This window comes from Anaerotignum sp. (genome assembly GCF_030625865.1).
GTDB lineage: Bacteria > Bacillota > Clostridia > Lachnospirales > Anaerotignaceae > Chakrabartyella.
On sequence record NZ_DAOUQB010000036.1, the window covers coordinates 1 to 23,534 of the forward strand.

Genomic DNA, 23,534 nt, shown 5'->3' on the forward strand with positions numbered 1-23,534 from the left:
ATATGACACAAAAAAATAACCTGATTTTTGTAAATAAGCGGTGCGTTGATGTTTTAATCTTTTTTTGCTTTACCTGTTACCTGTGAGTAAACAAGGTACCACTAAAATTAAGTGTATAGAGAGTACCACCAGGATAATGGGCAAGTCGGCAATTACAGTAGTTTCTGCATGGCTGGCATTAGTAAAATTTTCTTCGGAGTATTGCTTATAGGGAATTACCTTACTATTAGCGCCCAGCAAGCGAAAATCACGAAAACCGGATTTTGAAAAGGTATAAATAAAAGGATTAGCATTAACATCTGTATGAGTGACGTATTAATGAAGCTAATTTAATAATAAAATGGGAAGCTGTTCCTAGCCATGACGTTAAAATAATCACCCACTAAAGGGTGGGTGATTATTAAAAAACTATATATTTTCGCCTTTTGCTTTAGATTCGCAATAAATGCATCGATATACTCTGTTGTCGCGATCAGTTAATTTAAAAATATGATCAATTTCCTGTTCCACGGAGGTGATACAACGAGGATTTTTGCATTTGATAACATTGGTTAATCTTTCGGGTAGTACAGGATGGAACTTTTTAATTCTTTTACAGTCTTTGATGATGTTGATTGTAATGTCGGGGTCGATATAACCTAGGACGTCAAGATCCAAGTCAAAGTCATCATCGATTTTTATAATATCTTTTTTGCCGATTTTACCGCTAGAAGCGTTTTTAATTAATGCAATGGAGCAATTTAAAGATTCAAGGTTCAGAAGGTGATAAATTTCCATACCTCGACCTGCCTTGATATGGTCGATTACGATACCATTTCGAATAGAATCTATATTCATATTATTCCACCTCCAAAAGCTTCAATATCAGTGCCATACGGATAAACTTACCATAAAGAACCTGGTTAAAATAGCAAGCTCTGGGGTCATCATCAACGTCCACAGAAATTTCGTTTACGCGAGGAAGGGGATGCATGATACAAAGGTCTTCTTTTGCTGTTGCCAGTTTTTCTTTATTTAGGATGTAGCTATCTTTCAAGCGAACGTAATCTGCTTCATTGAAAAAACGCTCTCTTTGTACACGGGTCATGTAGAGAATATCCAAGGAAGGCATCACTTTCTCCAAACTTGTTGTAACGGTATAGGAGATCCCCTTTTTATCCAGAATATCGTTTATAATATATTCAGGCAGTTTTAACTCTTCGGGAGAGATTAAAACAAAATGGATATTTTCATAACGAGACAAGGCGTGAATCAGGGAGTGTACTGTTCTGCCAAATTTTAAGTCACCGCAAAGCCCTACAGTTAAGCTATCAAAACGCCCTTTTTCCCTTTGGATGGTTAAAAGGTCTGTCAAGGTTTGGGTGGGGTGATTGTGTCCGCCGTCTCCTGCATTGATAATGGGGACAGTAGCGTGCATAGATGCAATCATGGGTGCACCTTCTTTTGGATGACGCATTGCAATAATATCCGCATAACAACTTACCGTACGAACGGTATCGGAAACGCTTTCTCCTTTGGATGCTGAGCTGTTATTTGCAGCAGAAAAGCCAATAACATTTCCTCCTAATTCCATCATAGCGGCTTCAAAGCTAAGTCTGGTTCGGGTGGAAGGCTCGAAAAAGAGGGTAGCAAGCTTTTTACCATGGCATTTTTCACTGTATTTTATGGGATTATCAATCATATCATTGGCGGTATCAATTAACCCGTTAATTTCATGAATGGAAAGGTCAACAATATCAATTAAGCTTCTCATAATTTTAAATTCCTCCAGCCTTCGTCACTTGGATTATTGCGAAAAGCAATCAATCTCTTGATATCCTCTTGTTTGATATATCCTTCTTTTGCGGCAACTTCAGTGACTGCATCAAAATCAGAAAGGCTGATATTTTTAATCTTTGCCTCTGCCAACCGATCCAGCCCTTTTTGCATTCCGTAGGTAAAGATGCTTACTACACCAAGGACATCAGCCCCTGCTTCCCGAAGGACATTTACCACTTCTATGACGCTGCCCCCGGTAGAAATTAAGTCCTCAACAACAACCACCTTTTGACCTTTTTCTAATTTACCTTCAATTTGGTTGTTGCGACCATGATCTTTTGCACCGGAGCGGACATAGCCCATAGGAAGACCCAAAATATGGGCGGTAATTGCCGCATGGGCAATGCCTGCGGTACTGGTACCCATCAAAACTTCGCATGTGGGGTATTCTTTACGAATCGTATCCGCCAAAGCATTTTCTACATGATTTCTTACCTCGGGTGCAGTAAGGGTTAAGCGATTATCGCAGTAAATGGGGCTTTTGATACCGCTTGCCCATGTGAAGGGCTCTTCGGGACGCAGAAAAACTGCGCCAATGGATAATAAGTCTTTTGCAATGAGATATTTCATTGCGCTTCACCTCCTAAAAACTCTGTTAAGCATCTTCTATATGCGGCAACGGGATCAGCTGCTTGGGTGATGGGGCGGCCTACAACGATATAATCGGAGCCCAATTCCTTTGCTTTTGCTGGAGTTGCAATACGTACTTGATCTCCGGCATCGCCGTCGTCAAAACGTACCCCTGGGGTAATGGTAAGGAATTTATCTCCACACACATCTTTTACTTTTTTTGCTTCCCAAGGAGAGCAAACAATCCCGTCTAATCCTGCCGTTTTTGTGTTTTTTGCGTAGTGTAATACTGTTTCTTCAAGGTTTTTGTCAATCAAAAGGTCTTGCTGCATTCTTTCTTCGCTGGTAGATGTAAGTTGTGTTACGGCAATTAATAAACCACGGTTGCCGTCTTTTTTTGTGAAGCCTTCCAATGCCCCTTCCATCATGGCAATGGTGCCGGAGGCATGTACATTACACAAATCCACGTCTAAATCAGACAAAACGGACATTGCTTTTTTTACTGTATTGGGAATATCATGGAGTTTTAAATCCAGGAAAATTTTATGTCCCCTTGCTTTGATTTCTTTTACAATGGCCGGACCTTCTGCATAAAAAAGTTCCATACCGATTTTTAAGAAAGGTCTTTCTTCTTTGAAGTTTTCTAAAAAAGCCATAAGGTCGGTTTTACTGTTAAAATCACAAGCGATAATTACGTCTTTACTCATTTATGGGCACCTCCGATGATGTCGTTTAAATCTGTGATTCCGTATTTTTTCATAACTTCGGGTAATTTTTCAATTATGTTTTTGCAAATATAGGGCTCAACCAAGTTTGCGGCACCAACTTGTACTGCCGTTGCCCCTGCAAGCATCATTTCCAGAACATCCTCAGGGGAGGATACACCGCCCATACCGATGATGGGGAGGTTTACTGCTTCATAAACTTGATAAACCATGCGAACAGCCACAGGGAAAATGGCACTTCCCGAAAATCCGCCCATTTTATTGGCAATGACAGGTTTTCCTGTTTTTAGGTCGATTCGCATGCCCATTAGGGTGTTGATTAAGCTAATGCCATCGGCACCTGCCTCTTCACAGGTCTTTGCAATAGAAGCAATATCTGTAACATTTGGGCTTAACTTGATATAAACTGGTTTTTTAGTAACTGCCTTTACGGCACGGGTTACTTCCGCTGCCACTTCCGGGCTTGTACCAAAGCTCATACCCCCATGATGTACGTTTGGACAGCTTACATTTACCTCAATGATTCCCACTTGGTCTTCTTGATCGATTTTTTGGCAGCAATAAACGTACTCTTCTACGGAAAATCCGCTGATATTTGCGATGACCGGTTTGTGGAAAACTTTTTTCATTTTCGGCAGTTCTTCTTGAATCACTTTTTCTATTCCGGGATTTTGCAATCCTACGGAATTAATCATTCCGCCTGTGCATTCCGCAATCCTTGGGGTGGGATTTCCGAAACGAGGCTCTTTTGTGGTACCTTTAAAGGAAAAGGAGCCTAAAATATTGATGTCATAGAGTTCGGCAAATTCATACCCGTAGCCGAAGGTACCACTGGCAGGAATGATGGGGTTATCTAGGGTAATACCGCTTAGTGTTACTTTTGTGTTTACCATATGATTTCCTCCTTTTCCAGCACAGGACCGTCTTTACAAATGCGCTTGTTCCCGTATTTTGTTTCGCAGGAACAGCCCATACAGGCACCAAAGCCACAGCCCATTCGCTCTTCAAAACTAAGCTGTCCGCTGGTTGTTGTACAATCAGATAGGGCCTTTAGCATAGGCTCGGGGCCACAGGTATAGAAATAAGTATAATCGCAAAGTTCTTTTACAATATCTGTAACAAAGCCTTTTGTGCCAATACTGCCGTCCGCCGTTGCAATTAGGACTTCTGCACCAAGATGCTGAAACTCTTCAATATAAAAGGTTTCGTCTTTTGTATTAAAGCCCAAAATAACCTTGGGGTTTTTGCCCTCTGCAATCAAGTCTTTTGCCAAGCGGAACATGGGGGGAACACCAACGCCGCCACCGATGAGTAAAGGGTGGTTCCCACTTTTCGTGGTATCATAGCCATTCCCTAAGCCTGTTAAGATATCCAAGATAGAGGCTGGGGAGAGTTTGCTCATTCCCTCAGTGCCTTTGCCCACTACTTTATATAGGATAGTAATGGTGTTATCATCATAATCGCAAACAGAGATGGGGCGGCGTAAAAATAGGCCGTCTAATTTGATATTAAGGAATTGCCCTGACCTTGTTATGGCAGAGGTATCTCCTTCCAGTATCATACGATACACAGTGCTTGTAAGGGGTTCATTTTTTATAATTTTGAATAAAGATTGTTTCAAGAAAAGCCCTCCTTAAGGGTTGTTAGTGATGCGAGTTTTCAATACAACAGAGTTTTTCATGGAAAATGCTCTTGTAAGACATAAAAATGCCAAAAGAAAGCTCAAATTTTATTTATTTTTCTGATAGGCGATTTTTCCCCCGCAAAGAGTTAGCATACAGCAACCGGTTACTTCTTTTCCTGCAAAAGGTGTGCTTCTGCCTTTGGAAAGAAATTCTTCTGGGTTTATTTTGTACCGTTTGTTTAAATCAAATACAGTAAGATCCGCAGGTTGCCCAACTTCCAGAGGTGTGCCGATTTCGAAACGTTCTCTTGGGTTATCGTGAAGCAGTTCCATTAATTTTTCCAAGGTAAGGATACCTGTTTGCACCAGTTCGGTATACAAAATCGGGAATGCCGTTTCTAAACCAACAATGCCCATCATGCTTCCCCTAAGACCTTTTGATTTTTCTTCCAAAGAGTGGGGGGCATGGTCAGTGGCAATCATATCTATGGTGCCGTCTTTTATGCCTTGAATTAATGCTTGTCTATCGGCCTCGCTGCGAATGGGGGGGTTCATTTTAAAACGCCCGTCCTCCTGAAGCATGGTATCATTCATGACTAAGTAATGGGGGCCTGTTTCGCAGGTTACGTCAAGCCCTTGGGCTTTTGCCTTGCGGATGAGGGCAACGGATTCTTTTGTGGAAACATGGCAAACATGGTATTTGCAGCCCGTTTCCTTTACCAAGGCCAAATCCCGCTCTATCTGCCTCCATTCACTTTCGGAGGAAATGCCCTTGTGCCCATGAAGGGCGGCATAGTCCCCATCATGAATGTAGCCTCCGTGGAGTAAAGTATTGTCTTCACAATGAGCTGCAACAATTTTTCCGTATTTACTGATTTTTTTCATAGCAGAGCGCATGAAATCGTCATTTTGCACACCCCGTCCGTCGTCGCTGAAACCGCATACATAATCCACAATTTCGTCATAGAATGTAAAAGATTCTCCTTTTTCGCCGATGGAGATGGTACCATAGGGATGAACGTGTACGCAAGCATTTTTTCGAATCAGTTCCAGTTGAGGTGCTAAGTGCTCCATGCAATCCGGAGTGGGGGAAAGATTTGGCATGGCGCAAACAGTGGTGTAACCCCCATGGGCAGCAGCTTTCGTGCCCGTTTCTATGGTCTCTTTATAAAAAAATCCCGGTTCTCTTAGATGCACATGAACATCAATAAAACCGGGAAATACAAAGCAACCTTCCAAACCAAAGAGAATATTCTCAGTGGAACAGGAAGGCACCGCTGATGAAATTTCGGAAATGAGACCATCCATAATAAATATGTTGGAATTGACGAATCTACCTTGAACAAATACATTAACATTAGGTAAAATGTAGTTCAAATGATTCAGCTCCTTTCTATTCGCTAGTGGGTGGTATGTATTTCTTTACAAATTGTCAGTAGTATAGCACACGGTTTTTAATGTGTCAAGGATATATTTATAGGTTTTTTAATGCGACCCGAATTGACAGAATTTATTCCCTTGTGTTAGACTGGATGTGTTAATTGAAGGGGCTTTTTATAACTGACGGATCAGTGGGAAACCACAAGGGAGTAAAAAGTCTGAATGTAAGCAGTGAGGAAATAATCGGCGTTTTGCGCTGAGCCTGATTATGCATGAAAAGTCAGGGGAAGGATACTGCTTTTGTCGACCGTCTGGGCAGTCCTATTTCTGACTAAGGAATAGGAATGCCCTTTTTTTGTTCATAATAATGAATTATAATACTTATTATCAGCAGGAGGTTATCCATGAAAAAAATAGCGATTCTTATGGGCAGTGACAGTGATTTTCCCGTGGTGGAAAAAGCATTAACGACGTTGGACAAGTTTGGTGTGCCTTTCGAGGTTCACGTTTATTCTGCCCACAGAACACCTGAAGAAGCAAGAGCCTTTGCCGTAAATGCCAGAGAAAACGGCTTTGGTGCAATTATTGCAGCAGCGGGAAAGGCGGCGCATCTGGCAGGAGCCATGGCTGCAAATACCACTTTGCCTGTCATTGGGATTCCCATTAAATCTTCAACGTTAGATGGCTTGGATGCACTCCTTTCCACAGTGCAGATGCCCGGTGGTATGCCAGTGGCAACAGTGGCCATTGATGGTGCAGAAAATGCGGCATTATTGGCAATTCAGATTCTGGCAGTGACAGATGAAAAATTGGCAGAAAAGCTCAGTGCTGCAAGAGCGGAAAATGCAAAAAAAGTTTTAGAAAAAGACCGTAAATTAGCGGATAAATACAATAAATAAAAACGTAGTTTTGAAAAATCAAATTTTCTTTCAATATTTTTATTAACCCTTACAAGCCAAAAGGCAAAAAGATTATTCTTAGGAGGAATTAGGTATCATGGAAAAAACAGTTCAGATGTATGAAGGCAAGGCAAAAAAGGTATACGCAACCAATGATGAAAATTTCTGCATTGTTTCTTACAAGGATGATGCAACTGCGTTCAATGGTCTGAAAAAGGGCACAATTATGGGGAAGGGTGCCATTAACAACCGTGTAACAAATCACCTCATGAAACTTTTGGAAAAAAGCGGAATTCCCACTCACTTTGTGGAAGAACTTTCCGACAGGGAAACAGTGGTAAAGAAAGTTTCTATCGTACCACTGGAAGTAATTGTTAGAAACATTGCAGCAGGATCTTTAGCAAAACGCCTTGGTTTGGAAGAAGGCACAAGAATGAAAAGCACGGTGCTTGAGTTTTGCTATAAAAATGACGAGCTGGGAGATCCTATGGTTAATGAATATCATATTTTAGCTATGGATTTTGCTACGAAGGAAGAAATTGATTTAATCGCAAAGTATTCTTTTAAAATCAACGATATTTTGAGCAATTATTTAAAAGCTGTAAATATTGAGTTGATCGACTTTAAACTGGAATTTGGTAAAACAGCAGATGGACAGATTGTGCTGGCTGACGAAATTTCTCCTGATACTTGCCGATTCTGGGATACAGTAACGGGTGAAAAGCTTGATAAGGATAGATTCCGCCGTGATTTAGGCCACGTGGAGGATGCTTATCAGGAAGTTTTGAAACGTTTGATGGGTGAATAATCCAATTCACATAAAAGAGGGAATAGACGAGGTGCTAACATGTGTATGAATGAAATTCATGAGGAATGTGGTGTATTCGGTGTTTTTGGAAAAGAAACCGCCACAGTTGCAGCGACGACCTATTATGGCCTGTTTGCATTACAGCACAGGGGTCAGGAAAGCTGCGGCATTGTAGTAAACGATGATGGTATTTTCCGTTTTCATAAGGATGCTGGCTTGGTGAATGATGTCTTTACGCCACAGGTAATGTCTTCCTTGGGGGAGGGCAATATGGCAATTGGTCATGTTCGCTACGGAACAACAGGTGCAAACGACCGTTCCAATGCCCAGCCCATTGTAGTAAACCATATCAAAGGCAAATTGGCATTGGCGCATAACGGTAATTTGGTAAATTCTTTTGAATTAAGACGAGAATTGGAAATGCAAGGTTCTATTTTCCATACAACAAGTGATACAGAGGTTATTTCCTATGTTATTACAAAAGAAAGATTAAATGCACCCTCCATTGAAGAAGCGGTCAACCGTGCCATGGATCGAATCAAGGGTGCGTATTCCTTGGTTATTATGTCTGCTTGCAAAATGATTGCGGTAAGAGATGAAAATGGTTTCAGACCTTTATGCTATGGAGTTACAGCAGACGGAAGCTATATTGTTGCATCTGAAAGCTGCGCCTTGGATGCAGTTGGTGCAACATTTATCCGTGATCTTCGTCCCGGAGAAATCGTTGTTTTTGATCAAGATGGTATTCGTACCATTACGGATCATTGTGATAAAGTAAAGCCTACAATCTGTATTTTTGAATATATTTATTTCTCCAGACCCGATTCCCGTGTGGAAGGAAGAAGCGTCCATGATGCAAGGGTAAAAGCAGGGGCTTGTCTTGCTATGGAGCATCCTGTGCAGGCAGATGTGGTTGTTGGTGTTCCTGATTCCGGTTTGGATGCGGCTATTGGCTATGCAAGACAGTCCGGTATTCCTTATGGCATCGGCTTTATTAAAAATAAGTACATCGGAAGAACTTTCATTTCCCCCGGACAGAAGGTGCGTGAGGATAAGGTGAAAATCAAGCTGAATGTAATCGCAGATACCGTAAGAGGGAAAAGAGTGGTTTTGGTTGATGATTCTATTGTAAGAGGAACAACCTCCGCACGAATTGTGAAGCTTTTGCGTGATGCGGGGGCAACAGAGGTGCATATGCGTTCTTCAGCACCTCCTTTCCTCTATCCTTGTTTCTATGGTACAGATGTAGATTCTCAGGAAAATTTGATTGCCTGTAATCATACCATTGATGAAATCAGAGGGATTATTGGCGTAGACAGCTTGGGATATTTAAGTCTAGATCATTTGAGTATGTTGATTGGTACGCCTAACGGTGAGGGCTATTGTGCTTCCTGTTTTGATGGAAAATATCCAACAGAAAAACCTATGGAGTCCGACAAGAATAGATTTGAGTACAAGCTCAGCGAGAGGAGAATAAAAGAAGATGAAGAGTCACAGTGAAAGCTATAAGGCAGCAGGCGTAGATATTGTAGCGGGATATCAGGCGGTTGAGCTGATGAAAAAGCATATCGCTAAGACAATGATAGCGGGGGCGATGTCTGATATTGGCGGTTTTGGCGGCTTATTTGAACTGGATATGACGGGAATTACAAAGCCTGTTTTGGTAAGCGGAACTGACGGCGTAGGAACAAAGCTGAAACTGGCTTTCTTAATGGACAAGCATGATACAGTTGGGATCGATTGTGTTGCCATGTGTGTAAATGATATTATCTGCGTTGGCGCAAAACCATTATTCTTCTTGGATTACATTGCAGTGGGCAAAAATTTCCCTGAAAAAATTGCATCTATTGTTTCAGGAGTTGCAGAAGGCTGTGTTCAGTCCGGTGCGGCTTTAATCGGTGGGGAAACGGCAGAAATGCCCGGTTTCTATCCTGAGGATGAATATGATTTGGCCGGTTTCTCCGTTGGCGTTGTGGATAAGGCAAAAATCTTGAATAATAAGACAATCAAAGAAGGGGATGTTATTATTGCATTGCCTTCCAGCGGTGTGCATTCCAATGGATTCTCCTTGGTGCGCCGTGTATTTGATGTGGAAAATACAGATATGAAAGCACCCCTAGCAGAATTGGGAGGCAAATCCTTGGGAGAAACGTTGCTGACACCTACGAAAATCTATGTGAAGCCTATGCTTGCCGTATTCGAAGAGGTAACGGTAAAAGCGGTTTCCCATATTACAGGGGGCGGTTTCTATGAGAATATCCCCAGAAGTATTCCAAAAGGATTTGGAGCAAAGATTGATAAAAGTGCATTGCGGATTTTGCCTATTTTTGATTTAATTGCAAAGAAAGGCAATATTCCGGAAAGAGATATGTTTAATACCTTTAATATGGGCGTTGGGATGAGCGTTGTTGTTGGGAAAGAGGATGCCCCAAAAACATTGGAAATCTTGAAAGCAAACGGCGAAGACGCATATGTTATGGGGGAAATTATTGCCTCTGAGGAAGGCGTGGTAATATGCTAAAAACAAAAATTGCAGTTTTTGTTTCTGGCGGTGGTACCAATTTACAGGCTTTAATCGATGCCGAAAAAAGAGGGGAAATACCAAACGGCGAAATTGCTTTGGTTTTGGCCAGCAATGACACGGCATATGCCCTAACCAGGGCGGCGGAAAATAATATAAAAAGCGTTGTTGTGAAAAGAAAGGCGTTTCCCTCCCAAGAAGTTTATGAAGAGAAGATGAAAGAAATTTTAAATGAAAACAGTATAGAGATGATCGTTTTAGCAGGTTTTATGTCTTTGTTAAGCGAAGATTTTACCTCGTTCTATCCAAAAAGGATTGTAAATATTCACCCATCTCTCATCCCTTCTTTCTGTGGCAAAGGCTTTTATGGCCTGCATGTCCATGAAGCGGCGTTGGAATACGGCGTAAAGGTAACCGGAGCAACGGTACATTATGTGAATGAAATTCCCGATGGCGGAGAAATTATTTTGCAAAAAGCTGTGGAAATTTTAGAAGGAGATACCCCCGAGGTGTTACAAAGAAGAGTCATGGAAGAAGCGGAATGGGTACTGTTACCCAAAGCCGTTGAAATGGTAGCTAAAAAATTACAGAAAGGAAACTGATATGGATATTTATAAAAAGAATCCCATGGGGGATTTGGTAAAAGAAAACCCTTATGTTGGCAGAGGAATTGTAATTGGCAAAACACCAGACGGAAGCAAAGCTGCTGTTGCATATTTTATTATGGGGCGCAGCGAAAACAGCCGTAATCGTATTTTTATTGAAAATGGTGAAGAAGTGATTATTAAGCCCTTTGATGAATCTAAGGTGGAGGATCCTTCTTTGATTATTTATTCTCCCATAAAAAAGCATGAAAATCAGTTGATTGTTACAAATGGGGATCAGACAGATACCGTTTATGACTATATTAAGGCGGGAAAAACATTTGAAGCGGGCTTGGAAACCAGAGAATTCGAACCGGATGCGCCAAACTTTACACCCAGAATCAGCGGCATGCTGACTTTTGAAAAAGGAGACTTCACCTATAAAATGAGTATTTTAAAAAGTGGAGATGCCCAAGGTAGTGTCTGTAATCGTTATACCTTTTCTTACCCTGCATTAAATGGTTTGGGACATTTTATTCATACCTATGCCAGTGACGGCAATCCATTGCCTACGTTTCAAGGTGAACCCGAAAGAGTGGAAATCCCCAATGAAATTGATGATTTTGTACAGGATATTTGGGAAAACTTGAATGAGGAGAATAGAATTTCTCTTTATGTGAGATATATTGATTTGCAAACAGGAATGATTGAAAACCGTATGATAAATAAGAACAGATAAGGAGATTGAGATATGAATAACACAAAGGAAATTTATATTTCCCCCTTTTCAACAAGATATGCCAGCAAAGAAATGCAGGCTGTATTCTCCGAAAGCTTCAAGTTCCGTACTTGGCGTAAACTTTGGATTGCTTTGGCAAAGGCAGAAAAAGCTTTGGGTTTGGAAATTACGGAGGAACAAATAAAAGAACTGGAGGCTTTTCAGGATAATATTAATTTTGAGGTAGCCGAAGCAAGAGAAAAAATTGTACGCCACGATGTAATGAGCCATGTATTTGCTTATGGACAGCAGTGCCCCAAGGCAGAGCCCATTATTCACTTGGGGGCAACTTCTTGTTACGTTGGGGACAATACAGATGTAATTATCTTAAAAGAAGCATCTCACATTATATTGAAGAAAGCTGCACAGGTTGTAAAAAACTTGTCGGAATTTGCCGAAGAATATAAGAGTCTTCCTTGTTTGGCATATACGCATCTTCAGCCGGCTCAGCTGACAACCGTAGGAAAAAGAGCTACCCTTTGGATTTATGAATTATGTCAGGATATTCATGAAATGGAGCATCGCTTGGAAGAGTTGCTTTTATTAGGCTCCAAAGGTACAACAGGTACCCAGGCAAGCTTCATGGAGTTATTTGAAGGGGACGAGGAAAAAATTAAAAAGATGGAAGAAATGATTGCGACGGATATGGGCTTTAAGGGCTGTGTACCTGTTTCCGGTCAGACTTATTCCCGTAAGGTAGACGCTTATTTCTTATCTGTGCTTTCCGGTTTTGCCCAGAGTGCTTATAAATTTTCCAATGATATGCGTATATTGCAGTCCTTCGAAGAAATGGAAGAGCCTTTTGAAAAAAATCAGATTGGCTCCTCTGCAATGCCTTACAAGAGAAACCCCATGAGAAGCGAAAGAATTTCTGCATTGGCACGCTACGTGATTGTGGACTCCTTAAACCCTGCGTTGACCGCAGGTACCCAGTGGTTCGAAAGAACGTTGGATGACTCTGCAAATAAGCGTATTTCCAGCGCAGAAGCTTTCTTGGCAGTGGACTCTATTTTGAATATTTATATGAACGTAACGGCGGGCTTGGTTGTTTATGATAAGGTTGTAGAACGTCGTGTTATGGAAAAATTACCTTTTATGGCAACGGAAAACATCATGATGAAATCCGTTAAAAAAGGCGGAAACAGACAGGAATTGCATGAAAAATTGCGTACCCACTCCCACGCTGCGGCGGCGAAAGTGAAGCTTGAGGGTGGCAAGAATGACTTAATAGAAAGAATTGCTGCGGACGACGCATTCCCCTTGACTTTAGAGGAAATTAAAGCGGAATTAGATCCATCTTTGTATATTGGCAGAAGTGCATCTCAGGTAGATGCGTTTTTGAAAGAGGTTGCACAGCCAATTATAGAAAAATGGCACGAAGGAGAAATTCAAGCAGAGTTAAAGGTATAAAAGAAAGACCTTGGAGGCGCTGCCTCCAAACCTCTCTGCAAGGGACTTGTCCCTTGACCCATTATGGAAAACTACATTTTCCTCAGACTGAAAACAAAGTCAAAACCTTGAAGCTTTGTCCTAACCCGCATAGAATGCGGGTTCTGAAGGGTTTTGGTCTTGCTTTTTACAAAAAGCAAGCGGGTTTGGGTGGAACCAAAGGTTTGTCTACGCTCTGGGGGTTGGGGACGGAATCTCTGAGGTTTTTCTTTTACTAGAAAATATGAATTTATCTTGGACGGGGGGATTTTAAAAATGAAAGAATTCGAATTGAAATATGGCTGTAATCCAAATCAAAAACCGGCAAGAATTTATATGGCTGATGGCAGTGAATTGCCCATCCGTATTTTAAGCGGAAAACCCGGGTATATCAATTTTTTGGATGCTTTTAACAGCTGGCAGTTGGTAAAGGAGTTAAAAAATGCTTTGGGGATGCCTGCGGCAACCTCTTTTAAGCATGTAAGCCCTACTTCTGCGGCGGTAGGAACACCCATGAGTGCAGAGCTAAAAAAGGCCTGTTTTGTGGATGATATTGAGGGCTTGGATGGATCACCCATCGCTTTGGCTTATGCAAAGGCAAGAGGAACAGATCGTTTGAGTTCCTATGGTGATTGGATTGCATTAAGTGAAGTTTGTGATGCAGTGACAGCAAACCTCGTTAAAAGAGAAGTATCCGACGGAATCATTGCACCCGGCTATACAGAAGAAGCTTTGGAAATTTTAAAGAGTAAGAGAAAGGGAACTTATAACGTTGTGGAAATTGACGCCGATTTTGTTCCCGATGAAAAAGAATTGAAACAGGTTTTTGGAATTACTTTTGAGCAAGGCAGAAACAATTTTAAAATTGACAAGGATTTACTGGGAAAAATCGTAACTGAGAATAAAGAATTGACAGAAGAAGCGAAAATAGATTTGATTATTGCTTTGATTACATTGAAGTATACCCAGTCCAACTCTGTTTGCTTTGCTAAGGGTGGACAAGCAATTGGTGTTGGTGCAGGTCAGCAGTCTCGTATCCATTGCACCCGTCTTGCAGGCAGTAAAGCGGACATATGGCACTTACGTCAATGTGAAAAGGTATTAAATCTTCCTTTTCTCACTTCTGTAGGTCGTCCTGCAAGAGATAATGCCATTGATATTTATATTTCCGATGATTATGAAGATGTATTGGCGGATGGCACTTGGGAGACACTTTTCTCCGAGAAGCCTGAACCCCTGACAAGAGAAGAGAAGAAAGCGTATCTTGCTACAATCAAAGGTGTGGCTTTAGGCAGTGATGCCTTCTTCCCCTTTGGTGATAATATTGAAAGAGCGGCAAAAAGCGGGGTTTCCTATATTGCAGAACCCGGTGGTTCCATTCGTGATGACAATGTCATTGAAACTTGCAATAAATTTAATATGGTTATGGCGTTTACCGGTATGCGTTTGTTCCACCATTAAGAAGCGGGAGGGTATAAAGAATGAAGGTCATGGTAATTGGCGGTGGCGGCAGAGAGCATGCCATTGTGAAAAAAATCAAAGAGAATTCCAATGTAACTGAACTTTTTGTGCTGCCCGGTAACGGTGGAATTGCCCAGGATGCCACTTGTGTGGACATCGGAGCAAAAGATGTGGAAAAGATTGTTGCGTTTGCAGTGGAAAATAAAATTGAGTTTGCTGTAGTGGCTCCTGACGACCCTCTGGTGCTAGGTGTTGTGGATGCATTGGAGAATGTGGGTGTTCCTTGTTTTGGCCCCAATAAAAGAGCAGCTATTTTAGAGGGAAGTAAGGTTTTTTCCAAGGACTTAATGAAAAAATATAACATTCCTACGGCGCAATATGAAGTTTTTGATGATATGACGAAGGCTCTGGAATATTTGGAAACCGCACCTATTCCCACAGTGGTTAAAGCGGATGGCTTGGCACTGGGCAAGGGCGTTGTCATTGCGGAAACAAGAGAAGCGGCCAAGGATGCAGTGCGGGCAATGATGGGAGACAAAATTTTTGGCGCCAGTGGGGATCATGTTGTAATCGAGGAATTCCTTACAGGCCCTGAAGTTTCCGTACTTGCTTTTACTGATGGCAAAACCATGATTCCTATGGTGTCTTCCATGGACCATAAAAGAGCATTAGATGGGGATAAGGGTTTAAACACGGGCGGTATGGGTACCATTGCCCCAAACCCTTACTATACAGAGGAAGTTGCAGCGGAATGTATGAAAACCATTTTCCTGCCTACCATGGAGGCAATGAACCAAGAAGACAGAACCTTTAAAGGCTGTTTGTATTTTGGGTTGATGCTTACACCCAACGGACCTAAGACCATTGAATACAATTGCCGTTTTGGTGATCCGGAAACACAGGTTGTATTACCCCTGCTGGAAAGTGATCTTTTAACCATTATGCAGCATATTGCAAAGGGTACTTTGGCGGAGGCAGAAGTGAAATTTGTTGATAAAGCGGCTTGCTGTGTGATTATGGCATCCAACGGTTATCCCGGAAAGTATGAAACAGGTTTCCCCATTACTTTGCCGGAAAACAGCAACCAGATTTATGTTGCCGGGGCCAAAATCAAAGATGGTGTTTTGGTAACTGGCGGTGGACGCGTTTTGGGCGTTACAGAAGTGGCTGATTCTTTGGAAGAAGCCATTGCAAAGGCGTATGAAACAGTGAAAACCGTAAAATTTGAAAATGCATATTATCGCAATGATATTGGCAAAAAAGCTTTAGCGGCGGAGGTGTGAGCATGGTTTACAGAATTTTTGTGGAGAAAAAACAAGGGCTTACAGCAGAAGCCGATGCATTGCGCCATGATATTGTAAATTTGTTGGGGATTGAAAACTTAACGGGATTACGCCTTTTCAACCGGTATGATGTGGAAAATATTGAAAAGGATTTATTTGACTATTGTAAGACTACGGTTTTTTCTGAGCCACAGCTTGATGATTTAAGGGATGCGTTGCCGAATGAAGATGCAGTTGTGTTTGCCGTTGAATATTTGCCGGGTCAGTTTGACCAGAGAGCAAACTCTGCGGCAGAATGTATTCAGATTATTTCGAAAAAAGAAAGACCCTTGGTTCGTACGGCGAAGGTTTATTTCTTATTTGGCAAACTATCAGTAGAAGAAATTTCTGCAATTAAAAAGTATGTAATTAACCCTGTAGAGGCCAGAGAAGCAACTTTAAATACTTTTGAAACATTGGCAGTACAATATGAAATTCCAACAGAAGTGGCTACCATTGATGGATTTCTTCAATTGGATGAAGCTGGGCTTGATGGTTTTGTAAAGCACATGGGCTTGGCTATGGATTTGGATGATATTAAGGTTTGTCAGGCTTATTTCAAAGAAGAGGACAGAGACCCTACCATTACAGAAATTAAAATGATTGATACCTATTGGTCAGATCATTGCCGTCATACTACATTTTTAACAACAATTGATAATATTCAATTTGAAGATAGCTTATTGCAGTCTGCTTATGAGGAATATTTGAAAACAAGAGAAGCGATTGGACGCACAAAACCCATTAATTTGATGGATATGGGTACCATTGTTGCGAAGTTCTTAAAAAAGCAAGGAAAACTTAGTAAGTTAGATGAATCTGAGGAAATTAATGCCTGTACGGTAAAAATAGATGTTAATGTTGAAGGCAAAACTGAAAAATGGTTATTGTTATTTAAAAATGAAACACATAACCATCCCACGGAAATTGAGCCCTTTGGTGGGGCGGCTACTTGTGTAGGTGGAGCAATTCGTGATCCTTTATCCGGTCGTTCTTATGTTTACGGAGCAATGCGTGTAACAGGTGCCGGAGATCCCTTGGTTCCTGTTTCCCAGACCATTCCCGGGAAGTTGCCTCAGCGTAAAATTGTAACAACAGCGGCGGCAGGATACAGCTCATATGGCAACCAAATTGGCCTTGCCACCGGTCAGGTAGATGAAATTTATCACCCCGGTTATGTTGCAAAGCGAATGGAGATTGGCGCGGTCATCGGTGCGGCACCTTCGGAAAATGTGCGCAGGGAACAACCCATCGACGGGGATATTGTTATTCTTTTAGGCGGACGTACAGGACGTGACGGCTGTGGCGGCGCAACAGGTTCTTCCAAATCTCATACCATAGAATCTTTGGAAAGCTGTGGGGCAGAGGTACAAAAAGGCAATGCACCGGAAGAAAGAAAATTACAGCGTTTGTTCCGTAATTCGGAGGCATCTAAACTGATTAAGCGTTGCAACGATTTCGGTGCAGGGGGGGTATCTGTTGCCATTGGTGAATTGGCACCGGGCTTAGTAATTGATTTAAATGCAGTCCCCAAAAAATATGAAGGCCTTGACGGAACGGAATTGGCAATTAGCGAGTCTCAAGAGAGAATGGCGGTTGTTGTTGCGGCGGAGGATGTGAAACGTTTTAAGGAATTGGCATATGGTGAAAACTTGGAGGCCACGGTGGTTGCTCAGGTGAAGGCGGAGCCGCGTTTGATTATGAATTGGAATGGGAAGGATATTGTGAATGTTTCCCGAGAATTTTTGGATTCCAATGGTGCAGAAAAGCACATTTCCATTTCACCGGAGCCACCTAAAGCTTTTGCAAAAAAAATCCCCGCAGGTTTTAAAGAAGGATTTTTGGCAGTGGCAGATGATTTGAATGTATGTTCCAAGCGTGGGCTTTCCGAACGGTTTGATTCTACCATCGGCGCAGGCAGTGTATTAATGCCTTTTGGCGGAAAGACCCAAAGAACACCTATTCAAGCCATGGTGAATAAAGTTTCTGTGGAGAAAAAAGATACTACAACTTGCTCCTTGATGGCATGGGGATACAATCCTTTTATTGCGGAGGCAAGTCCATACCACAGTGCGTATCTGGCGGTAGTGGAATCTGTAGCAAAATTGGTGGCAACAGGCGCAAAGTTTGAGGATGTTTATTTATCCTTCCAAGAGTACTTTGAAAAACCCATGAAGGAAGGCAAAAGATGGGGCAAGCCTTTGGCGGCTCTTTTGGGCGCATTTATGGCACAAAAAGGTTTGGAAATTGCGGCTATTGGTGGTAAGGACTCTATGAGTGGCAGTTTTGAGCAAATTGATGTACCCCCCACATTGGTATCTTTTGCAGTAACAACAGAAGAGATTAATCATATTATTTCTCCCGAGTTCAAAGGTGCAGGCCATAAAGTTGCATTATTGTTACCTAACTATGATGAAAATGGCTTACCTACAACGGAAAGCTTAAAAGCTAACTTTGATGTGATTAATGAATTAATGAGAGATGGCAAGGTGTTTAGTGCATATACCGTTACTTATGGGGGTATTGCAGAAGCTGTTTTGAAAATGTCCATAGGCAATGAGATTGGTTTTTCCTTTGCGGACGACATCTCTTTGGAAATGATATTTGGTTATCAGTATGGCGGATTTGTGTTGGAAATGACTGGGGATGTTGAGGCAGGCATTCTTCTTGGACAAACAACAGAAAAGAAGGCTGTTTTCTTCAAGAAAGAGGAAATTCCTATGGAAGCGTTGCTTGAGAGATATGAAGGCAAGCTTGAGGAAGTTTATCCATGTAATATTTCTACGAAGTCAGAAGAAGTTCCTACCTTTACCTATCATACAGAAAAAACATTTCAGGCAAAATCCTCTTTTGCACAGCCTAGAGTGTTAATTCCTGTATTCCCCGGTACAAACTGCGAGTACGATTCTGCAAAGGCAGTTGAAAAAGCTGGTGCTAAGGCCGAGATATTTGTCATCAATAACTTATCCGCGGCGGGAATTTCAGATTCTATTCAAAGATTTGCCAAAGAGGTTCAAAAATCTCAGGTGATTTTCATTCCTGGTGGCTTTTCCGGTGGAGATGAGCCTGATGGTTCCGGTAAGTTTATTACGGCGTTTTTCCGTAATCCGGAAATTAAGGAAGTTGTAACACAACTATTAGAGGAAAAAGATGGTCTAATGTGTGGGATTTGTAATGGGTTCCAGGCTTTGATTAAGTTAGGACTTGTTCCCTTTGGAAAAATTATGGATACGGATGAAACTTGTCCTACCCTTTCCTATAATACAATTGGACGCCATCAGTCAAAATTGGTTCGTACCAGAGTTGCTTCCAACAACTCACCTTGGCTGATGAACGTAAAACCAGGTGAAATTTTTACGGTGCCTATATCCCATGGAGAAGGTAGGCTATTGGCTGATCCTAAATTGGTGAAAGAATTAGCAAACAATGGCCAAATACTTACCCAATATGTGGACGATAATGGAAGTACTACGAATAAAATTCAATATAATCCCAATGGTTCCATATGTGCAATTGAGGGTTTGATTTCTCCGGATGGCCGTATTATTGGGAAGATGGGGCACTCAGAGCGAATAGGAGTAAACTTGTATCAGAACGTACAAGGTAACTATGACATGAAACTATTTTTATCAGCAGTACAATATTATAAATAATTTATTGACAATCCTATCTAATATCCCGATAATATATTCATGTCGGGATATTTTTTTAATGTACGGCTTGAAAAAAGGGGGAAACTTGCCATATGTGATAGAGATAAATGCAGAATAGAAAGCCGAAAGTATGTTGTATGTATTTTTGGCTGGCTATAGTGGAATACTTACAATAAAAATTAAAAATTGATGAAATACATGGCCTTTTTGAATACAAATGCACAATAAAAAAAGTTTGTAGGGGATTATTTACGAATTTCTGTATGAATGTTTGTACAAAACAGGAATTGCATTTTTTTAAGTTGTATGATAACTTATAGTACAAGTAATACATGGTGTACGACAAGTATTAGAACTGCTCCTTAAAACATTTAAAAGAAGAGCTCTGATATAGAAGGCTCTTGAAATTTCTGTGTTGTTATTGATTGAAAAGGAGTCATGCATAAGATTAGGGGAGAGAATCATGGATTACTATAAAGGCAGATTGTCATTGAGTGATGAAGTTTATAATCAAATTTTGAACCAGATTACAAGTGAGGAATGGAAAGTGGGAGATAAGCTTCCTTCCGAAAGTAAGCTTTGCAGTATGTTTGGTGTAAGCAGAACCAGTGTAAGAGCTGCTTTGCAGAATTTACAGGGAAGCGGCATTATACTAACAATGCAAGGGGTTGGTTCTTTTGTACATAGAAATCCTACACAGGGAATCATGGACGAGGATCCTTTAGAAGCAATGAAATCGTCTGATATTACAAGTGAGGAATTTAAAGAGTTTTTCGAGTTCAGACAGGCAATAGAATTTAAAGCAATCGAATTTTTCGTAAGAAGGGCTACAAAAGAAGATGAAGCAATTCTAAAAAACTTGGTTGATAAAATGCTGGAAGCAGGGAAAACCAATGATGCTGTGGCCTTTACAAAATATGACTTTGAATTTCACATGGCAGTGATACAAGCGGCTAAAAACTTCTTCTTATATAACTCCATGTTAAATTATAAAGATATTTTCTTTCACTACATGGAAGAAATCACACGTTTGACCGATAAACCTTTATCGGTGCTGGCAGAGGAACATATTGAGCTATACACCTATTTGGTTGAAAAGAAGCCCAAATTGGCGAAGGATTATTTATTTTGCGATAATACCTACTATCATGTTGCTTATTTTAATGGGCGTTAGTTCCTTTGGAGTAGGAAAGTTTTCATTTCGATAAAAAGGAAACGGAAAGGGTATTTTTACCTGAGTATGGGACTTTTTATAAATTGTGTGTATGTACCGATGGGCGCATACGCGAAAGATTTGCGTTTTACGCAAGAAACACAAAAGAAAAGGGCTATGGCAGATGTCTTAGGAAGGGATAAAAAGCTAATAGCAAAAAAAGACAAGTTGGAAAAAAATCCAAAAACAATGAGGAGGGTAAATTAATGAAAAAGAGATTATTAGCAGGTATTATGTGTGCTGTCATGGCTTTAGGCATGGCTGGTTGCGGTGGTAGTAGCAGCAGTAGTGATGCTAACAGCGCTGAAGGCGGGGATGTAAAAGCGATCAACCTGAAAATGGCGGTAACACCATCTGAAACCAGTGTATGGATGGTTGCTGCAAATGAATTCAAGAAATTAATTGAAGAACGTACAGAAGGCAGATATACTGTAACAATTTATGGTAATGAACAGTTGGCAGCGGGTGACCAGACAAAGGGTGTTGAAATGTTGTTTAACGGTACAACGGATGTTGACCTTCATTCTTCCATGATTATTTCCAATGTAGTACCTGAATTATCCGTAATCAGTATGCCTTGGTTGTTCCCTAATGGTTACGATAGTGTTAATGAATATATTTTCAATGATGGATCCACGGGTTCCGAGTTTATCAAAAAGGCAGTTGAAGCAAAGGGTGCACATGTAGTTGGTATTGGCGAAAATGGTTTCCGTCAGATTACAAACAACAAACGTCCTATTACATCTGCAGCAGATATGGCTATGCTGAAAATCAGAGTTCCTGCAATTTCTTTGTTAGTGGACGTATTTAAAGAACTGGGCGCTGACCCTACACAGATGCCTTTCGGCGAAGTATTTACAGCTTTGCAGCAGGGCGCAATCGATGGTCAGGAAAACCCTTATGATACAATCAGATCTGCAAAAATTCAGGAAGTACAGAAATATATGACAATCTGGAATTACTGCTACGATCCTATCATCATGAGTGTAAGCGGTAACATCTGGAATAAGCTGAGTGATGAAGATAAGGCTATCTTTGATCAGGCTGGTAAAGAAGCATGTGCTACACAGGTTGCAGCTTCCAGAGATATGGATGCTGAAATTATTGAACAGTTCAAGGGCATTGGTGTAGAAGTTAACGAATTATCTCCAGAAGCTATTGCTGAAATGAAAACTGTAGTTGCTCCTGTATATGAAAAGTACAGAGAAAAATTCGGTGATGAAGCATTTGCTGCTTTTGGTTACACATTTGAGTAATTTGACAAATAACCCATCAAATTTACAATAAAAATGTAGTATCGAGAGGGCAGGAAGCCACGCTGTCCCTGCCCTCTCTTTTTATTGCAAAAAAAGTGATTTCTAGTTACATAGAAGCAAATACAAAAGAAAAATTACAATAAAAGACATAGATATTATTTGATTATTATATCAATACTTATTATTATTTTAGAGGCAAACATGCTATTTGGTATGAGTTTGCAATTAAAGAACGAAAGAAAGGTGGAGAAAGATGAAATTGCTGGGCAAAATACTAGACTATTTTGAAGAATCGCTAATCATTGTAATGATGGCGTATATGGCAATTATGAACTTCCTCAACGTTGTATTTAGATATTGTTTTTCGAGTTCCTTCTCTTTTACGGAAGAGTTAACGGTTACAGTATTCGTATGGGTAACAATGTTGGGTGTTGCTGCTGGTTTTAAAAGATATGCTCACTTAGGTATGAGTTTTGTTGTTGACTTGTTCCATGGAAAAGTAAGAGCTTTGTTTGCTTTATTTGGTGCAATATGTAGTCTGATTTTTATGGTAGTTGTTCTGATTTATGGGATCGAAATGGTTCAAGGTCAGATTGGTATGGGCGCAACAACTCCTGTTATGCAAATGCCTCAGGCAGTTCAAGGGCTTTCTATGCCTGTTGGGGCAGCATTTGTTATTATCCGTATTTTACAGGCCGGGTTTTTTGAAGTAAAAAGGCTGTGGAATGAAGGCAAAAAAGGAGGTACACAGGCATGATGACTTTAATTCTTTTTGGTTTGTTTTTCGTGCTGGTGTTCCTGAATGTACCCATCGCGATTTCCCTTGGTTTAGCGGCAGCAGCTGGTCTGATGTATGGTCAGTTCCCTCTTTCCGTAGTTCCAAGTATTTTATATTCCGGTACGGCAAAGTTTGCTTTGCTCGCTATTCCATTCTTTATTTTAGCAGGTAGTATTATGGAATATGCAGGTATTTCCAAACGTTTGATTACTTTTGCAAATGCTTGTGTTGGACATAGAAAAGGCGGATTAATGGCAGTAGTTGTTATGGTTGCATGTTTCTTTGCAGCAATCTCCGGTTCCGGCCCTGCTACTGTTGCGGCAATTGGCCCGATATTGATTCCTGCAATGGTTAAAGCTGGCTATGGCAAAGATTTACCTGCTGCATTGGTTAGTGCTTCCGGTGCCATTGGTATCATTATCCCTCCTAGTATTGCGTACGTAGTTTATGCTTCTTGTACTGACGTATCTGTTGGGGCGTTGTTTACAGCAGGTATCGTCCCCGGTATTTTAGTGGGTACAGCTTACTATATGGCGGCTGCTTGGGATTCCAGAGGCAACAAGGATATTATTCCTCAGCCTAAGATGCCCCTGAGAGATAGATTGCTTGCATTTAGAGATGCTTTCTGGGGATTGATGACACCTGTTATCATCTTGGGTGGTATTTATGCAGGTATATTTACACCAACAGAAGCTGCTGGTGTTGCTGTTATCTAT

General features: G+C 41.0%; 21 protein-coding genes and 1 riboswitch. Of the genes, 14 read left to right on the top strand and 7 right to left on the bottom strand.

Annotation, left to right across the window (positions count from 1 at the left end; translation table 11 throughout):
- Nucleotides 1-408: 408 nt before the first annotated feature.
- The 7 genes from P9Q65_RS10235 to P9Q65_RS10265 form a co-directional block, all read right to left on the bottom strand.
- Complete coding sequence (locus tag P9Q65_RS10235; protein WP_304509331.1) at nt 409-837, bottom strand: aspartate carbamoyltransferase regulatory subunit; 429 nt, start codon at nt 835-837, stop codon at nt 409-411.
- A 1-nt stretch (nt 838) separates the two neighbouring features.
- The gene (pyrB, locus tag P9Q65_RS10240) at nt 839-1,753 is read right to left on the bottom strand and encodes an aspartate carbamoyltransferase (RefSeq protein ID WP_304509332.1); all 915 of its coding nucleotides are present in this window, start codon (nt 1,751-1,753) and stop codon (nt 839-841) included.
- A complete protein-coding gene (gene pyrE, locus P9Q65_RS10245; protein WP_304509333.1) occupies nt 1,750-2,388 on the bottom strand; it encodes an orotate phosphoribosyltransferase in 639 nt (212 codons plus the stop codon). The genes pyrB and pyrE overlap by 4 nt, the downstream gene beginning before the upstream one ends.
- Nucleotides 2,385-3,095 (bottom strand): orotidine-5'-phosphate decarboxylase, encoded by a 711-nt coding sequence (gene pyrF / locus P9Q65_RS10250; RefSeq protein ID WP_304509334.1) that lies wholly within the window; start codon nt 3,093-3,095, stop codon nt 2,385-2,387. The genes pyrE and pyrF overlap by 4 nt, the downstream gene beginning before the upstream one ends.
- Complete coding sequence (locus P9Q65_RS10255; protein ID WP_304509335.1) at nt 3,092-4,006, bottom strand: dihydroorotate dehydrogenase; 915 nt, start codon at nt 4,004-4,006, stop codon at nt 3,092-3,094. The genes pyrF and P9Q65_RS10255 overlap by 4 nt, the downstream gene beginning before the upstream one ends.
- The gene (locus tag P9Q65_RS10260; RefSeq protein ID WP_304509336.1) at nt 4,000-4,734 is read right to left on the bottom strand and encodes a dihydroorotate dehydrogenase electron transfer subunit; all 735 of its coding nucleotides are present in this window, start codon (nt 4,732-4,734) and stop codon (nt 4,000-4,002) included. Before P9Q65_RS10260 ends, P9Q65_RS10255 begins: the two co-directional genes overlap by 7 nt.
- A gap of 108 nt (nt 4,735-4,842) precedes the next feature.
- Entirely contained in the window at nt 4,843-6,114 is a 1,272-nt protein-coding gene (locus tag P9Q65_RS10265) for a dihydroorotase (protein ID WP_304509337.1), read from the bottom strand.
- Nucleotides 6,115-6,283: 169 nt separating this feature from the next.
- Nucleotides 6,284-6,441, top strand: a riboswitch (ZMP/ZTP riboswitch).
- Between the two features lie 80 nt (nt 6,442-6,521).
- Between P9Q65_RS10265 and purE the strand changes: the two genes are divergently transcribed.
- From purE to P9Q65_RS10335, 14 genes are all read left to right on the top strand, one after another.
- Entirely contained in the window at nt 6,522-7,016 is a 495-nt protein-coding gene (gene purE, locus P9Q65_RS10270; protein ID WP_304509338.1) for a 5-(carboxyamino)imidazole ribonucleotide mutase, read from the top strand.
- A 97-nt stretch (nt 7,017-7,113) separates the two neighbouring features.
- Complete coding sequence (gene purC, locus P9Q65_RS10275; RefSeq protein ID WP_304509339.1) at nt 7,114-7,824, top strand: phosphoribosylaminoimidazolesuccinocarboxamide synthase; 711 nt, start codon at nt 7,114-7,116, stop codon at nt 7,822-7,824.
- 39 nt (nt 7,825-7,863) lie between these two features.
- A complete protein-coding gene (gene purF / locus P9Q65_RS10280; RefSeq protein WP_330695350.1) occupies nt 7,864-9,324 on the top strand; it encodes an amidophosphoribosyltransferase in 1,461 nt (486 codons plus the stop codon).
- Entirely contained in the window at nt 9,308-10,345 is a 1,038-nt protein-coding gene (gene purM / locus P9Q65_RS10285) for a phosphoribosylformylglycinamidine cyclo-ligase (RefSeq protein WP_304509340.1), read from the top strand. Before purF ends, purM begins: the two co-directional genes overlap by 17 nt.
- Nucleotides 10,339-10,947 (top strand): phosphoribosylglycinamide formyltransferase, encoded by a 609-nt coding sequence (purN, locus tag P9Q65_RS10290; protein WP_304509341.1) that lies wholly within the window; start codon nt 10,339-10,341, stop codon nt 10,945-10,947. The genes purM and purN overlap by 7 nt, the downstream gene beginning before the upstream one ends.
- Before the next feature lies 1 nt (nt 10,948).
- A complete protein-coding gene (locus P9Q65_RS10295) occupies nt 10,949-11,668 on the top strand; it encodes an IMP cyclohydrolase (protein WP_304509342.1) in 720 nt (239 codons plus the stop codon).
- A gap of 12 nt (nt 11,669-11,680) precedes the next feature.
- Complete coding sequence (gene purB / locus P9Q65_RS10300) at nt 11,681-13,117, top strand: adenylosuccinate lyase (protein ID WP_304509343.1); 1,437 nt, start codon at nt 11,681-11,683, stop codon at nt 13,115-13,117.
- A gap of 294 nt (nt 13,118-13,411) precedes the next feature.
- Nucleotides 13,412-14,596, top strand: coding sequence for a phosphoribosylaminoimidazolecarboxamide formyltransferase (locus P9Q65_RS10305; protein WP_304509344.1), 1,185 nt, complete (start codon nt 13,412-13,414; stop codon nt 14,594-14,596).
- A gap of 20 nt (nt 14,597-14,616) precedes the next feature.
- Complete coding sequence (purD, locus tag P9Q65_RS10310; RefSeq protein WP_304509345.1) at nt 14,617-15,879, top strand: phosphoribosylamine--glycine ligase; 1,263 nt, start codon at nt 14,617-14,619, stop codon at nt 15,877-15,879.
- A complete protein-coding gene (locus tag P9Q65_RS10315) occupies nt 15,876-19,571 on the top strand; it encodes a phosphoribosylformylglycinamidine synthase (RefSeq protein ID WP_334307202.1) in 3,696 nt (1,231 codons plus the stop codon). The genes purD and P9Q65_RS10315 overlap by 4 nt, the downstream gene beginning before the upstream one ends.
- Before the next feature lie 463 nt (nt 19,572-20,034).
- Nucleotides 20,035-20,745, top strand: a complete 711-nt coding sequence (locus tag P9Q65_RS10320) for a FadR/GntR family transcriptional regulator (RefSeq protein WP_304509347.1) — start codon at nt 20,035-20,037, stop codon at nt 20,743-20,745.
- Nucleotides 20,746-20,990: 245 nt separating this feature from the next.
- Entirely contained in the window at nt 20,991-22,040 is a 1,050-nt protein-coding gene (locus P9Q65_RS10325) for a DctP family TRAP transporter solute-binding subunit (protein ID WP_304509348.1), read from the top strand.
- 253 nt (nt 22,041-22,293) lie between these two features.
- Nucleotides 22,294-22,797 (top strand): TRAP transporter small permease, encoded by a 504-nt coding sequence (locus P9Q65_RS10330; RefSeq protein WP_304509349.1) that lies wholly within the window; start codon nt 22,294-22,296, stop codon nt 22,795-22,797.
- Nucleotides 22,794-23,534, top strand: a 741-nt coding sequence (locus tag P9Q65_RS10335) for a TRAP transporter large permease (protein ID WP_304509350.1), incomplete at its 3' end; no start/stop codon positions are given. The genes P9Q65_RS10330 and P9Q65_RS10335, both read left to right, overlap by 4 nt.